General features: G+C 46.0%; 12 protein-coding genes. 6 read left to right on the forward strand and 6 right to left on the reverse strand.

What is annotated here, in order from left to right:
• Nucleotides 1-72: 72 nt before the first annotated feature.
• On the forward strand, nt 73-1,380 hold the full coding sequence (locus tag GK047_RS17970) for an MFS transporter (RefSeq protein ID WP_163949725.1): 1,308 nt from the start codon (nt 73-75) through the stop codon (nt 1,378-1,380).
• A gap of 108 nt (nt 1,381-1,488) precedes the next feature.
• Here GK047_RS17970 and GK047_RS17975 read toward each other — a convergent pair whose 3' ends face one another.
• The 3 genes from GK047_RS17975 to GK047_RS17985 are packed head-to-tail and all read right to left on the reverse strand — an operon-like array spanning nt 1,489 to nt 4,085.
• Nucleotides 1,489-2,214 (reverse strand): DUF4097 family beta strand repeat-containing protein, encoded by a 726-nt coding sequence (locus tag GK047_RS17975; RefSeq protein WP_163949727.1) that lies wholly within the window; start codon nt 2,212-2,214, stop codon nt 1,489-1,491.
• 28 nt (nt 2,215-2,242) lie between these two features.
• Entirely contained in the window at nt 2,243-3,178 is a 936-nt protein-coding gene (locus GK047_RS17980; protein ID WP_163949729.1) for an ABC transporter permease subunit, read from the reverse strand.
• Nucleotides 3,171-4,085, reverse strand: coding sequence for an ABC transporter ATP-binding protein (locus GK047_RS17985; RefSeq protein WP_163949731.1), 915 nt, complete (start codon nt 4,083-4,085; stop codon nt 3,171-3,173). Before GK047_RS17985 ends, GK047_RS17980 begins: the two co-directional genes overlap by 8 nt.
• A gap of 201 nt (nt 4,086-4,286) precedes the next feature.
• Here GK047_RS17985 and GK047_RS17990 point away from each other — a divergent pair, with 201 nt between their 5' ends.
• Both GK047_RS17990 and GK047_RS17995 read left to right on the forward strand, forming a co-directional pair.
• Complete coding sequence (locus GK047_RS17990) at nt 4,287-6,071, forward strand: helix-turn-helix transcriptional regulator (RefSeq protein WP_163949734.1); 1,785 nt, start codon at nt 4,287-4,289, stop codon at nt 6,069-6,071.
• A gap of 16 nt (nt 6,072-6,087) precedes the next feature.
• Nucleotides 6,088-6,309, forward strand: coding sequence for a hypothetical protein (locus GK047_RS17995; protein ID WP_205516863.1), 222 nt, complete (start codon nt 6,088-6,090; stop codon nt 6,307-6,309).
• A gap of 318 nt (nt 6,310-6,627) precedes the next feature.
• On the opposite strand, the gene GK047_RS30200 is transcribed toward GK047_RS17995, so the two are convergent.
• On the reverse strand, nt 6,628-6,759 hold the full coding sequence (locus GK047_RS30200) for a hypothetical protein (protein WP_275901690.1): 132 nt from the start codon (nt 6,757-6,759) through the stop codon (nt 6,628-6,630).
• A gap of 179 nt (nt 6,760-6,938) precedes the next feature.
• Nucleotides 6,939-7,334 carry a VOC family protein gene (locus GK047_RS18000; RefSeq protein WP_163949740.1) on the reverse strand — a complete coding sequence of 132 codons (396 nt, stop codon included), beginning with the start codon at nt 7,332-7,334 and terminating at the stop codon, nt 6,939-6,941.
• 453 nt (nt 7,335-7,787) lie between these two features.
• Here GK047_RS18000 and GK047_RS18005 point away from each other — a divergent pair, with 453 nt between their 5' ends.
• Nucleotides 7,788-9,368, forward strand: a complete 1,581-nt coding sequence (locus GK047_RS18005; protein WP_163949743.1) for an S-layer homology domain-containing protein — start codon at nt 7,788-7,790, stop codon at nt 9,366-9,368.
• A 234-nt stretch (nt 9,369-9,602) separates the two neighbouring features.
• Here GK047_RS18005 and GK047_RS18010 read toward each other — a convergent pair whose 3' ends face one another.
• Nucleotides 9,603-11,354 carry a copper amine oxidase N-terminal domain-containing protein gene (locus tag GK047_RS18010; RefSeq protein ID WP_163949746.1) on the reverse strand — a complete coding sequence of 584 codons (1,752 nt, stop codon included), beginning with the start codon at nt 11,352-11,354 and terminating at the stop codon, nt 9,603-9,605.
• Between the two features lie 145 nt (nt 11,355-11,499).
• On the opposite strand from GK047_RS18010, the gene GK047_RS18015 reads away from it, so the two are divergent.
• Together GK047_RS18015 and GK047_RS18020 are read left to right on the forward strand one after the other, a co-directional pair.
• Complete coding sequence (locus GK047_RS18015; RefSeq protein WP_163949750.1) at nt 11,500-12,426, forward strand: DoxX-like family protein; 927 nt, start codon at nt 11,500-11,502, stop codon at nt 12,424-12,426.
• Nucleotides 12,423-13,103, forward strand: a complete 681-nt coding sequence (locus GK047_RS18020) for a DUF4166 domain-containing protein (protein WP_163949753.1) — start codon at nt 12,423-12,425, stop codon at nt 13,101-13,103. Before GK047_RS18015 ends, GK047_RS18020 begins: the two co-directional genes overlap by 4 nt.
• Nucleotides 13,104-13,180 lie beyond the last annotated feature (77 nt).

Below are 13,180 nucleotides of genomic sequence, written 5' to 3' on the forward strand. Positions count from 1 at the left end.
AAGCCAGTCTGGGGAGGCGCTCTCTATTCACATAGGGAACTAAGGGGAAGGAGCGGGATAAGGTGATTTTTTATGAGTGATCCGACTTCTTACAGGCCATATACGAACCGCAATATATTCATATTCTCAGGTACAAGACTGATCTCTGAGCTAGGCAGCGCCCTGTTTAAATTTGCGTTAAGCTTATATATCTTGGACTTGACAGGTTCGGCGGTAATTTTTTCGATCATATTAGGTTTGTCGATTCTCCCTGGCGTCTTCGTCAATATTTTTGCAGGCGTTTATGTCGATCGCAGCAACAAAAAGAAGGTGCTTGTCTTTTCCGAATTGCTTAGCGGCATAATCATGTTCTCCTTGCTGCTCCTGTTTTATTTTGAACCGGCCCCGATATGGCTGCTGGGCGTTTACAGTGTAATCCTTAATGTAATTCAGTCGTTTACGCTGCTTGCCTTGAATGCATCCATTCCCAATCTGGTCGATCAGGATCGGGTACACAGCTTAAACTCTTCTTACCAGAGCATTGGCGCGGTGATCAATGTAGTCGGTCCGATGGTGGGGGCACTGGCTTATCAGGTATGGGGATTTGAGAACATCTTGATTTTCAGTACGGTTTTCTTCATTCTTGCTGGCTCGTTGCAATGGTTATTAAGATTTCACACGACCTCAGACCATCCGGTGGCGGCCAGTTACTTTGAAAGTTTGAAGGAAGTATTCCGGTATATCGAGCAGCAAGCAGCAATTAAATACGTGCTTTTCTTATTCGTTGTTATTAATTTCATATTGGCGCCGCTGATGCAGGTTGTTTTGCCATACGTTACCTATCGGGAGCTGCATATCTCGGCTCAACAGCTTTCCATCATCCAAGCTTCATGGTTTGTGGGCATTATTATTGGCGCTATTCTCGTATCACAGAAGAGAGTTCATCATTTCATGATCAACAAGATTTTTATTTTGTTTCAGATTCAGGCGATCTTATTTGCATGTTGGTGTTTTCCCAAACTGGTTCCGCAGGTATCCGGGAGTCCTTGGGCGATAACGGGGTTTTTTTTCGTGCTTTTAATGATTACCGGCTTAATGAATTCGATGGGGAACATTCCGATGATTTCGTATATTCAGGTGTACACGCCGGATCATCTCCGGGCTAGCGTATTCGGTGTTACGAGTTCCATTACGATGCTCGCTACACCGCTAGGCATCTGGGTCTACGGGTTTGTGCTGAATCGGATCGACTGGGCTTACCTTCCGCTAGTATCCGGCGGTATCGTTTTCGTCGTGGGCTTGCTTGCGCATCAAAATCGGCAGTTGCGCGAGTTTTTCAAAAAGAACGACGCGCCTCTGACCGTAAAGACTGAACAGAGTGAGCGGATATCCGCATCGTGAGATCGGAATAAAAGAGCCGCTTCCCGCTGTTGGTGCAGCTGTGAAACCGCAAACCGGGCCTGAAGAGTTCTGTTCTCTTCAGGCCCGGTTTTATGGTTTTCAGGAAAGTTATTTTTTACCGCGTGTGACCTTTCCTTTCACTGCCCCGACCGTAACTTGGCCGCTTCCTGTCTGCAAAATCGCGACATCCTTGTTTACTTTATCGATATCCAGTGTACCGTCTCCCACTTGAATATTGGCGGAGCCCGCTACATTCGCGACTTTGATATCACCGTTCACGTTTTCGATGATGACGTCGGCCCCCGCATTTTGGATGTTGATATCGCCGTCCCGGTTCGTGATGCCGATCAGACCGCCGATGCTCGATAAAGTGATTTGCCCGTTCACGTTCTCGATACTGACACCGGAAGCTAATTGAGAGATGTTGATGTCCCCGTCTCGATGCGTTTTTTTGATTTCGACTGGGATCTTCTCCGGAAGGGTCAGTTTAACGTCCACCGACGTAGAACCTGTCGACAGGAACTTGCCACCAAAGGCAGCTTCCAAGGTAGCGACGCCGTCTTTGCCCGCCGTCAAATTCAGTTTCGCGTCCTTCGCGTCACCGCCATTGAGCCGAAGATCCGCTTGGATTTTATCGGTGTCTTTTTTGCCGACGATTTCGATACGGCCGTTGGTATTGTCGATGATGAGCTTCGTTACGTTAGTGCTTGGCAGCTCCAATTGTTTGGCGGCGCCAGCTCCCGCGTCGTTCGAGGTGGGTGTTGACTTGGAAGTGCAGGCTACGGTTAGAAGCATGAAGATGGCGCAAAAGGCAGTCAGTTTAAATGTTTTCATGAAAATTCACTCCTATTGGGATATTTGGTTAGACTACGTCGCGCTTCACGAAGATCGGATACGAAATGAAATGCATGACCGCGAGATGGAACAATAGCATCAAAATCGAGAAACCCAGCGTCATCCCTTCTATCGACGGCGTCCCCCACAAATAAGGGGTAAGATCGGTATGGGAGAATACAAAATACTTGGTCCATGCAAAGCCATTTGACGCAATGCTGATCACGAAGCCGGCAACCGCAGCAACCAGCGAAAACACGATGGAGAATGTCGTGCTACGAAATGCGGCTGAAATCATAAATGCAAACGTCAGGACGAGCAGCGCATACGGTATGTTCAGCGCGAACCCGCCAAGCAGCGCTTGAAGGACACCGGTTTTGGCAATCGCCTGACTTTGGACAAAATAATAAGGATCTCCGATTCCAGAGAATCCAAACAGCATACCTCCGAAAAATAGCGAGCTAGCGATGCCAACTAGTACCATGAACAGCCCGAATCCGATGGCCGCGAAATATTTGGATAAATATATCGTGGTTCTGCTGGCCGAACGGGTCAGCAGAAATTTGATCGTACCGGAAGTGAACTCAGCCGCGACGATGTCGCCGGCCACAATGACCACAAGGAAAGAAATGCCGACGATAATATTACGCGTTTGGGATACCGTATAAGTCCAGGCGTTAATCTGCGGTTGAATGTTATGCTCCAAATAATATTCGTTGAGCATTATTTTTTCCGCAGCCATGCGCTTCTCGATGGGAAGCGCATCGGATTTGGACGCATCCCACTCCAGCTTCGTATTCTCGCTTTGCACGAGCGCCCTCCAATCGGAGTCCAAGGAGGTCTTCGTTGCGCTCTTAAGATTCGCCATTTGGATAAGAATGTACACAACGAGCAGAGCGACCATAATCCATGTGCGTCTCCGTTTGAAAATTTTCATGTTTTCATTGCGGATCAAGTTAATCACTATGGGATCCCTCCGTAATTTCGATGAATTTATCCTCCAAAGATTTTTTAATCATCTGAATGCCGTACACGTTTACTCCAGCTTTCATCAAACTTTGACTGATCTGAGGAATTTGCTCCTTGTTAACCGAAACTTGAAGGGTGTTGTGATCCGCCGTAATTTCCTTGCCCGCTAAGAGCACTTGTAGAATAGGGATCGCCAGATCGGTGCGATCGACCTCAATCTGAACTTGGGCTACGCCTTCGCCGATCAGCTCTGAGACACGTTGAACCCCAAGCAATTTGCCTTTCTGCAGGACGGCGATCCGGTCACACATCAACTCCATTTCTGACATCAAATGACTTGAGATTAACACCCCGGTTCCCTGATGTTTGGCCAGATTTATCAGATGCTCCCGAAGCTGGCGAATCCCATTGGGGTCGAGTCCGTTTGTCGGCTCGTCAAGCACAAGCAGCGAAGGCTTGTGAACCAAAGCAATCGCTAGCCCAAGCCGCTGTTTCATGCCCAGAGAGTAGGTGGCGACACGTTTGTGGATGCTATCCTCCAAATCGACCAATGCGATAACCTCATCGATTCGTTCCAGGGTCGCGCCGACGGACATCCTGGCAAAATGGATTAAATTATTGTAGCCCGATAAATACGAGTACATGTCGGCATTCTCCACCATCACGCCTACGTGTTTCATTGAGGCTTCAAAATTTTTTGACACATCTTCTCCGTTAATATGCACGTGACCCCCTGACTTGGAGATCAGTCCGACCATCATTCGAATCGTTGTCGTTTTTCCGGCTCCGTTCGGGCCGACCAAACCGACGATTTCGCCTTGCTGCACATCCAGTGACAAGCGGTCTACAATTTTTCGTCTGCCAATGGTTTTGGTGAGATCACGTATTTCCAGAAGAGACAAGCTGTTCCACTCCTTTGTTTGATATGCCGAGCACCAGACGATCCCACCATAACAGTCGAATTGTCATAAACGGCAGTGACAAAATATCATAACCTTGCTATGATAGTGAAAAGCCTAAAATTTTGCATATTATGATAAAATTTCATGTTAATATCGAGGAAGTTGGACAGCTAATTCTTTTCTTGAAATGGAGTTTTCCAAATGCCGCTTTTTCTAAAACAATGGCCTTGGCAGGACTATACCTTTTTGGCGGTGCGAACACTGTGGGTCATTGCGATTGTTTTGTTGTCCTATCAAGATCATCCGGTGTTTTCGTTCCCCGTGATTTTGATCGGAGCTCTTTTATGTCATACGCTGCCCTTGGTGCTGCGGCGCTTTAGGTACACATGGTATGTCATTGCTGAATTATTACTTGCCGGAGGACTATCGCTGTTCTTAGCCCATCATTACGAGTTGATACGACTATTTTTACCAGCCGTCCTTTCGATTTCCTTCTACAGCCGGGGTAAAAGGCATCTCTTTATGGTGCCTGCCGCTGTGACTTTATTTACTTTCGGGGGAAGAGGAGTTCACCACCTATCGGTAGAGTTTGTTTTACAAAACATTGTAGATGCAACGTTTGTTTATTTGGTCGGTTTTGGCTTGCAAAAGATAAGCGATTCCGTTGATGCCATTAAACAAAAATTAAAATTAGCGAAAGAACAGTACAGCATATTGGAGCAATACTCCAATCAAGTCGAACGCATGACCTTATTGGAAGAACGCTACCGCATGGCGCGCGAGCTGCACGATACGATAGGGTACACCTTTACTTCAGTCATATTAGGCATGGAGACCATGCGTCCGTACATCCCTTCGAAGGAAGGTGGCGATAAGCTGCAATCCATTTTGAAATCGGCGAGAAACGGACTGGAGGAGATCCGAAAGCAGGTCCACCTTATCGATCCGCTGGAGGAAGATCTTTCTTTGGATTTATCGCTGCTTGGAATTATTAATGAATTTAAAGCGAACACAGCGGTTCGCGTCGTCTTTCGTACGATGGGAGAACCGTTTCCGGTCATGAAGCATACCAAGCTTGCCCTTCATCGCTGCTTGCAGGAAGGGTTAACGAATGCGAGCCGGCATGGTCAAGCCACTTCCATTCAAGTACTTCTTCATCATGAGAAGGATAAAATCAGCATGCAGGTGCAGGACAACGGGGTCGGCAGGGAGGATTTGCAATTTGGCTTTGGACTATCCGGCATGCGGGAACGGCTGACCTCGCTCCAAGGCCAGCTGTATGTGCATTCCCGAGATGGGGAAGGCACCATTATTACATGTACGATTCCCTACCGGCAGGAAGAGCCGCAGGTGGACAAGATTCACATCTTGCTGGTCGATGACCAGTTGATGCTTCGCGGCAGTCTGCAAAGCCTGCTCGAAGAAGAGCCTGATTTTCACGTCCGTACGGCAGATCATGGCAAACAAGCGATAGAGGCTTGTGAATCCGAGCAGCCGGACATCATTTTGATGGATATCCACATGCCTGAGATGGACGGCCTTACAGCGACAAAATGGATCAAGGAGATGTGGCCGGACATTCGCATCATCATGGTCACCTCCTTCGAAGATGTGGCATACGCCTCCAAATCGCTGAGTCTGGGAGCAGAGGGGTACGTGCTGAAAACTACCGAGCCCAAAGAATTAGCGGCTACGATTCGTCTAGTCTGCCATGGAGACACCATGGTGTCGCGAGAGGTCGCAAAGAAACTGTTCCAGAGCGACAGTGAGCAGGCGGCACGAATCCCTTATGGCTTAACCGACCGGGAACTGGACATTTTGCGGTGTTTATCGGAAGGGCTGCGGTATAAGGGCATTGCCTCGAAACTGTATCTGTCCGAAGGCACCATTCGAAATTACATGTCATCGATTTATTTGAAAATGCAAGTCAGAGACCGGGATGAAGCCGTCGAGAAAGCACGTAACGAATCTTTGCTTGTGTTGTAGCGACCCTTTAGCGTACATGATCGGAATGGAAAGATTGAGGAAGGCCAATCTCTACTCTTTGCCTGCTCCCACCACCCCGTCTTTGTTTGAGCTGGGGAATGTGGAGGATATTTTGGTGGAGTCGGTTATCGGTGATGTGACCGATTTAGAGATGCTGAAACGATCCTTGAAAAAGGCAAATCCAGAGATCGTCGATGTGAGTCCCGTCGATAACGACACCAGCGGCGTCCAGTTTTAAAAGCACCTCAACATGATCGTTGTAGATGATGACTTTAGCTGGTTAAGAAAGACTCTTTGATGTATTGTATCTCACATTTGAAAACATTTTTTATGCCAGGAATTGTAACCCTTTTTGCCCTCTTTATTTTAGTTTTATTAATTATCTTATCTCATGCTTTGTATCAGCAGATAAGTAAATAAGCGTATACGGCAAATTAAATTTTTTGCTTCTGGTATGGGGCTTTTAATGGAACTACTTATTTTACTTGAGTCTTGCAAAATCACTACTGAGATGAGTGAAATGGGCAGACCTGTAGCGTAATCGGCAAAAACTGGCTTAGGCAGAGAGCTTGAAATACTTGAGGATGTCGAAAAGAGATTTCTTCTCCAAGGCCAATTGATAAACGTAAACGATGATCTGCCCGAAGTGCTCTTCTCGAATGCGATACACCACATCTCCAAGCGTCATGGATGCGTTGTCTCTCCTCCACTTAATTGGGTTTCAACAACATTTCGGAATATCCTTATATTCGTTAAAGTACTTCTAAATAGAAAAGGCACTTTTCCTATTAAGGAAAGTGCCTAATTGTGGATGACCACCTATCCGTATCAAAAATATAGATTTTTTGGATACATATTAAAAATGGTTTATTTTGCGTTCTCATCTGGTTGATGAATACCAAAAATATTTCCTTCAGTATCTATATAATACCCCTGCCACGCCATTCCGGGCAGAGCATATTTTGGCAATGCGATCTTGCCTCCATTATTAAGAATTTTTGCTTCAGTAGAATCGTAATCTCCCACTCCCATTGTACATGCATAGCCATTGACAGCCTGGCTTGGTTCTGGGGAAGCACCTTGCCGTTGCATCAAAGCTCCGTTAATTCCAGGTTCGTTTGCTTCGCCAGTCACTGCCCCGAAATAAGGAATTCCAGCGTAACTGCTCCAATCTTCGAATTTCCATCCAAATACCTCTCCATAAAACTTCTTAGCACGCTCCATGTCACCTACATGAATTTCGAAATGAACTAATCTACCCATGATTTCCCGTCCTCCCAATTTTTTATTTCATAAATCTTATATCATGTATTCTACCTATAGACTCGCTTTCCTTCAGTATTGTAATGAACATAGAAAATTATTCAATTTCAAGTAAAGGAAGCCATTAAGGTCAGTTTCAAAAAGCATAAGGTGAGAGGTCTAGGCCTGGGACTGCCTTGCAGTCTGATGTTGGCCCATGCGCAGCGGGGGGCAGCTTTTCTTACGGGAGAGCAGTAAGCGAGGCTCCACCTTTACCTTGACGCTATTAAAACTAAACGATGTTTGACATCCAGCTGACACATCTTAATCGTATCCTAGACACAACAGAAATAAATGACAGTTGCGTTTAAAATACGCTTTTGGCTGTACCATCGTTATTTTAAAAGGAGGGGTTTACTCATAATTTGTAGAATATTGTAACAATATGGAGAAAGTTTTGCTAAGGAGGGAACTATGTTTATTAGAAAGATTTCATACAAAACGGTAAAGGTGTTTGTTTCAAGCGGCTTAGTAGTTATGTGTCTAATCGGTAGTGGAGGCACCCCAAGCTTCGCTGCCTCACAGGCAAATTCGAGTATTAATGCAAAGACAACCCGGACAAACTTCAGCGACTTAACTGGCCATTGGGCCGAACAAATCGTGAAGGACGCATTAGCAAAAGGAACTATAGAAGGGTATCCGGATGATACCTTTAAACCAGATAAAAGCGTGTCTCGCGCTGAGTTTATTAAGCTATTAGTTATGGCTACTAGTAATCAGACAACCCAAGAAACCCAAAACGCACTAGAGTGGTATAAACCATATATTACTCAAGCAAAAAACAGTCATTTTATGGAAGATAGTGATTTCCCTGATGGAGACTGGAACAAAGAAATGACGCGCTTTGAGATGGCTCGTATTGCGGTTAGGGCCGCAAAGGCGGATACTTTCCTAGATGAAACAAAGAGAAAGATCATAAGTAACATTGGTTTTTTTGGTGGCATTGATGAAAATGGTCGTGAATATGGGAAAAAAATTCCCGTTGATAATAATAATAACGACGGCAAGTGGATGTTTATGGCTACCCAGGCGGGTTTAATGCAAGGCGTTGATAATAAGGGAAATTTGGGTAAAGAGCTCTCTACTAATCGAGCGCAATCTGTCGTTGTTATTGAACGTGTATTGAAATATATGCATGGCGATAAACTAGATACTGACACCTACGCAATAACCCAAGCCGACTTGGAATGGAGACATACAAATATTTTTAGTAAGTGGCCTATGTTTTTCAATCAAGGAAGAAGTTATCTTGCTGCTACTGGAGAAAAAATTTTCGCAAAACCGGAAGATTTATGGATCGTTGACGATATGACAATTCAACATACTTATAACGGGAAACCTTACAAAGGGGTAGTGGATGAATTGATATTGGTAGATTGGAATGATCCCAATGATCCATATCGCTATTTAGTTGGAGACCCGAATGCTAAACCTATCATAGAAATACATGATGGAAACATAGATTGGACTGGTTCTATAAATGAATACTTAGATCAAAAACCTAAAGTGGCCAAGTGGTTGAATTTTCACATTGACGAATGGATTGAGAAATATAAAGATGAACCTGCGATTCTTCCTAGTAGGGCACGAGGTGAAGGAGGAGAACCCTATGATCCGAATATGAAAGCCTACGTTTTAGTGCAAAAGGCGCATCATGAATCTGAACTTACTGGAAAACGTTATCGTGATCCCAGTATAAGTATTGAGGGGCTGGATTTTTCACGCAAAGGATTTACTTATCCTAGCAGTTTTGAGGTTCATAAAGCTGAAATCTTCCAAGTGGAAAGTGGTCAAGTGACTATTGCGGCTGGGGCAGGGTCTGTTCAAGAGGTAACGGCCAAATTTATACCTAAAGACTTGAATGTTATGAAATATAAGGATCGTGGGGATTTTGGGAATAAACTGACATTAAGAATCCAGGGACCTTACGATTGGTTTAGTAGCAGGCCTGTGTCTAAAGAGTTGGTCACTTTTAACCCGAAGTTAGGGGAATAAGCAGATTAAGATTATCTTTTGGTAAATCCACAAAACAAAAAGGAGCTCTGCCACTCTAGTAGTGGCAGGCTCCTTTTTGTGTTACACGGCATAATGCCAAATAACTTTTCTTGCCAAAACATGTGGCAAAAGCCACTAGGAGGGCGTCAGCTCCTAGTGGCCTTCTTCTTACTCATATTGAAAATCTTACATGAAATTATTGCGCATATGCTGGTCGACGCATCCTTACCGTAGCTATGGCTTCGGATTTTTCAACGGGTTGAAATTCGGATCCATTAGGCGCACTGCGGTCTCGAGCGGATACATGCCAGCGTAGCGGACTCCGTACTCCAACGTTTCCCATACATAGAACCGACCGTTCTTCTTGCTTAGCGCATACAGTATGAACAGATGCTGACTCCGAAAGTGCGAAGTGTCTGATGGTTTTTTGCTGTACAGTACATGCCCCATCACATAATACAGCTGGACATTGTCCGTGTTGATTAAAATGTTGATTGGCGTTGATTTTGTTCCGATGAAGGTTAAGTCCTCTGGGAACAGTTGGTACTGCAGTTCAGTTTCTTTAAACAGTCGGACACTTCCCACCCCACTTCCCATCGCACCCGAATACGGGGAGGCAGGGTCGATGGTCGCCTTATAGCCTCCCACGTCCTCAGCATTCATGGCGGACAACCGTGCCTCAAGCAGTTTGCGAACCTCGTTCATGTCTTCTTTGGTAAATGGTCCTGGTTCATACCCATCTTTGGAAATTTCACTGTCCCAACTGATCCTAGATCCAGGGGAGTCATTTCCCTCCATCTTCCAATCGCCGTCCGTCGTTCGGACTAGGACATAATCCGTTTCGCGCTTTCGCGGCTGTGAACCAATCCGATACTGCTCCGAAACGCTTACAATCGCCATTCGGTCTGTCATGTAAAGGAAGGCCAAATTCTCTAGTGTGACGTCTATTGGGTGTGCATGGAGATAGTCGGCGTTAACCTTAGCGGCTTTCTGGTCACTTGTAGCACTGATTGTGTTCAGGTAGAGGCTGGCATCTCCCTCACGAATCGCCTTCAGGTGAGTTGCGACCGTCGAAGCAACCTTGGATTCTGCATTCAGATCCACGCCTGTGGGAGGAGACAGACTTTGTAACCTTCCTTCTTCGTCAACATACTTTAGCGCGATTTGGCCAACGCCGTCCGCTTCGACGACAAACATTTCCGGCTCGTTAAGCTGATCGGAACCGGTGACTGAATATTGCTGAACCAATTGATTCTCATACACGACTCGAATGTGCACTTCATTCGCCCATTTTGATGCTTTGCTGTACAAAGACATAGCTGTTTCGGGCAAGCGTTTTTGGGCGAGGGATATGTGCTGAGCAAACGGTTGGGTCAGCTCTTCGGAGGAGCTGGACTTCAGACGTCCGTCGTTTAGCTCGATCGTAAACGTGACTAAGTGTCTGTCTGTGTCAAAGTCCAAAGCTAGACTACGGTAGGGAAGCACACCGTGCTCTTCGTACACATCGGGTTTGATCGTGTCGATCAGCGTCTCCCTTAGCGTCTCGGCTGTGACTTTTTGAATGATTACTGTTTTGGATGCAGTGTCCCACTTCACATGCTTGCCCGAAACTTCACCGACAAACCGTAAAGGCACATAGGTGCTACCATCGATCAAACGCGGTGGCAAGGGCAAGGGAATTACTTGATCAAAATTCCAATACGCATTGGGCGAATCTATTCCCATAATGAGTGTTTTTCCGTCTTTTTTTGCGGTAATCATCTGTGCTTTTGGAAACCATTCCACACTGTACCCGAGCTTTTCGAACAACGTGCGCATCGGGACGAACACCGAACCGTCGATGAGCGCCGGATTCTCAGGAAATATAATTCGCTCACCATCCAGGATGACCTCGATCCGCTGTTCTTCTGCATGAGCTGTCCTCAGCGGATCCCCAAATATGACCGCCATAATGGAAATTGCAAGTATAAAAATATATCGCCACATTGTTCTGCATCCGCCTACCCTTTTTATTTTGTCGATTGTGACATGATAAACTGTTTTCGATAAATTTCCAGAAATTCCTTTAAAACACACCAAGAAGGAATTGGTTGGAAACTATCGAAATAGATGGAGGTAGTAGGAGGTAACCATGGCCAAAAGAAAACCCATTTATGTAGAAATTGTTATAAAGGCACCGATGGAAACGTTGTGGACGTATACCCAGACGCCTGAAATACATCAACAATGGGATTTGCGATTCTCTGAGATTACTTATATTCCCAAATCCTATGAAGAGCAGTCTCAGCGCTTTGTATATAAGACTAATATCGGCTTTGGACTCAGTATTGCTGGAGAAGGAGAGACGGTTGGTTCGATAGAGAAGGAAGGCATCTTGACCTCTAGCCTGAAATTCAGTTCTGCCAATCCGATATCGCTAATATCTGAAGGGAATGGTTACTGGCGGTATGTACCGACAGATGACGGTATTCGCTTCTTAACGAGATATGATTACAGGACACGTTTCGGTGTATTCGGCAGTTGGCTCGATCGGTTCCTATTCCGACCGATTATGGGGTGGGCGACTGCCTGGAGTTTTGACAGTTTGCGTCTATGGCTAGAGCAGGGGACTCTCCCACATGTATCGTTTAGGCGCTCCATTATAGAACTCATACAAAATCTCAGTTTGTTTACCATCTGGGTGTATCAAGGACTGGTGCCTAAGCTGCTAGTACCAGACTCGGGGGAAATGGATATTTTACGGGGGATGGCTGGTCTTGCTGGTTATGAGAGACCCATTCTGACTCTGATGGGGTTAGGGGAAATCGGATTCGGTCTCTTGTTCCTCATTCTGCGAGGACAGAAGCGGAAAGTTCTGCATAAGACCAATATCGTGGTCTTAATTCTGCTTGGATTAAGTGCGGCAGCGCACCCGGCGACCTATGTCGCGCCTTTCAATCCGATCACTTTGAATCTGGCGATGATTGCTTTGTCTATGGTCAGTCTGCTAGGCACAGCAGTGCTTCCGAGTGCCGCAAGGTGTCTGCGCAGCTCCCGTGAAGGAGGGAAACAAGCATGACCTCAATCTACGAAAAGGTTCTTGGTGAGGACTTCGCCAAGCTCCACCCCCAGATTCAGAAGCGATTTGGCTTCGGCAGCGAGCATCAAATAGCCTCCATCGGCAAAGGCATTATGGAACAGGTCTGGTATGGCAAATGGTATACATTGCCGTTCTTGGCACTCGGTGCGTGGCGGAATATCCTTTTTCCGCAGGGAGGGGAACAAATTCCTTTCACAATTGAGAATTACGCATACCAGGATTACTTCGGGCGAGAGACGGTTACTTGGGTCCGAACGTATCATTTTCCCAATCGGGTCAGACGTTTGGACGCCACGATGATTTACAGTGAGAAAAGACGGAAGATCATCGACTATCTTGGCACGCACCAGCATTTGGCCGTGGAAATTGAGATGTTCGTTGCGGAGAATGGCGGTATGAGGCTGCGGTCAGGGAAGCAATATTTTTATGAGGGGATTCTAGGCTTTCGGTTCCCGATGGTTTTCTCCGGTTATGCCGATGTCTGTGAGTGGTACGACGATGAGAAGGGGAAGTTCCAAATTGACGTGAAGGTGAATAATAAATTTTTCGGCCCACTTTTCGGGTATAGAGGCTCCTTTGATATCGAGTACGTTCCCATTGCGGGGAGTGAAATTCCGCAGCATGTGAAGCCAGCGCGGGAAGAGAGAAGAGAGTAGAGATACATTCCCCTTCAGCGAGCATTATCACCCCCGTGCAAAGCCGAAAGATTTTTGCAATGTACCTATCAAAAAGA

This window comes from Paenibacillus sp. SYP-B3998, from assembly GCF_010820665.1.
Taxonomy (GTDB): domain Bacteria; phylum Bacillota; class Bacilli; order Paenibacillales; family NBRC-103111; genus Paenibacillus_E.

What these genes read in the sequence shown, in the direction of transcription:
- GK047_RS18005 (WP_163949743.1), top strand. Translation starts at nt 7,788, where the DNA reads ATGTTTATTAGAAAGATTTCATACAAAACGGTAAAGGTGTTTGTTTCA.
- GK047_RS17995 (WP_205516863.1), top strand. Translation starts at nt 6,088, where the DNA reads ATGATCGGAATGGAAAGATTGAGGAAGGCCAATCTCTACTCTTTGCCT.
- GK047_RS17975 (WP_163949727.1), bottom strand. Translation starts at nt 2,214, where the DNA reads ATGAAAACATTTAAACTGACTGCCTTTTGCGCCATCTTCATGCTTCTA.
- GK047_RS18010 (WP_163949746.1), bottom strand. Translation starts at nt 11,354, where the DNA reads ATGTGGCGATATATTTTTATACTTGCAATTTCCATTATGGCGGTCATA.
- GK047_RS17970 (WP_163949725.1), top strand. Translation starts at nt 73, where the DNA reads ATGAGTGATCCGACTTCTTACAGGCCATATACGAACCGCAATATATTC.
- GK047_RS18000 (WP_163949740.1), bottom strand. Translation starts at nt 7,334, where the DNA reads ATGGGTAGATTAGTTCATTTCGAAATTCATGTAGGTGACATGGAGCGT.
- GK047_RS17990 (WP_163949734.1), top strand. Translation starts at nt 4,287, where the DNA reads ATGCCGCTTTTTCTAAAACAATGGCCTTGGCAGGACTATACCTTTTTG.
- GK047_RS18015 (WP_163949750.1), top strand. Translation starts at nt 11,500, where the DNA reads ATGGCCAAAAGAAAACCCATTTATGTAGAAATTGTTATAAAGGCACCG.
- GK047_RS18020 (WP_163949753.1), top strand. Translation starts at nt 12,423, where the DNA reads ATGACCTCAATCTACGAAAAGGTTCTTGGTGAGGACTTCGCCAAGCTC.
- GK047_RS30200 (WP_275901690.1), bottom strand. Translation starts at nt 6,759, where the DNA reads ATGACGCTTGGAGATGTGGTGTATCGCATTCGAGAAGAGCACTTCGGG.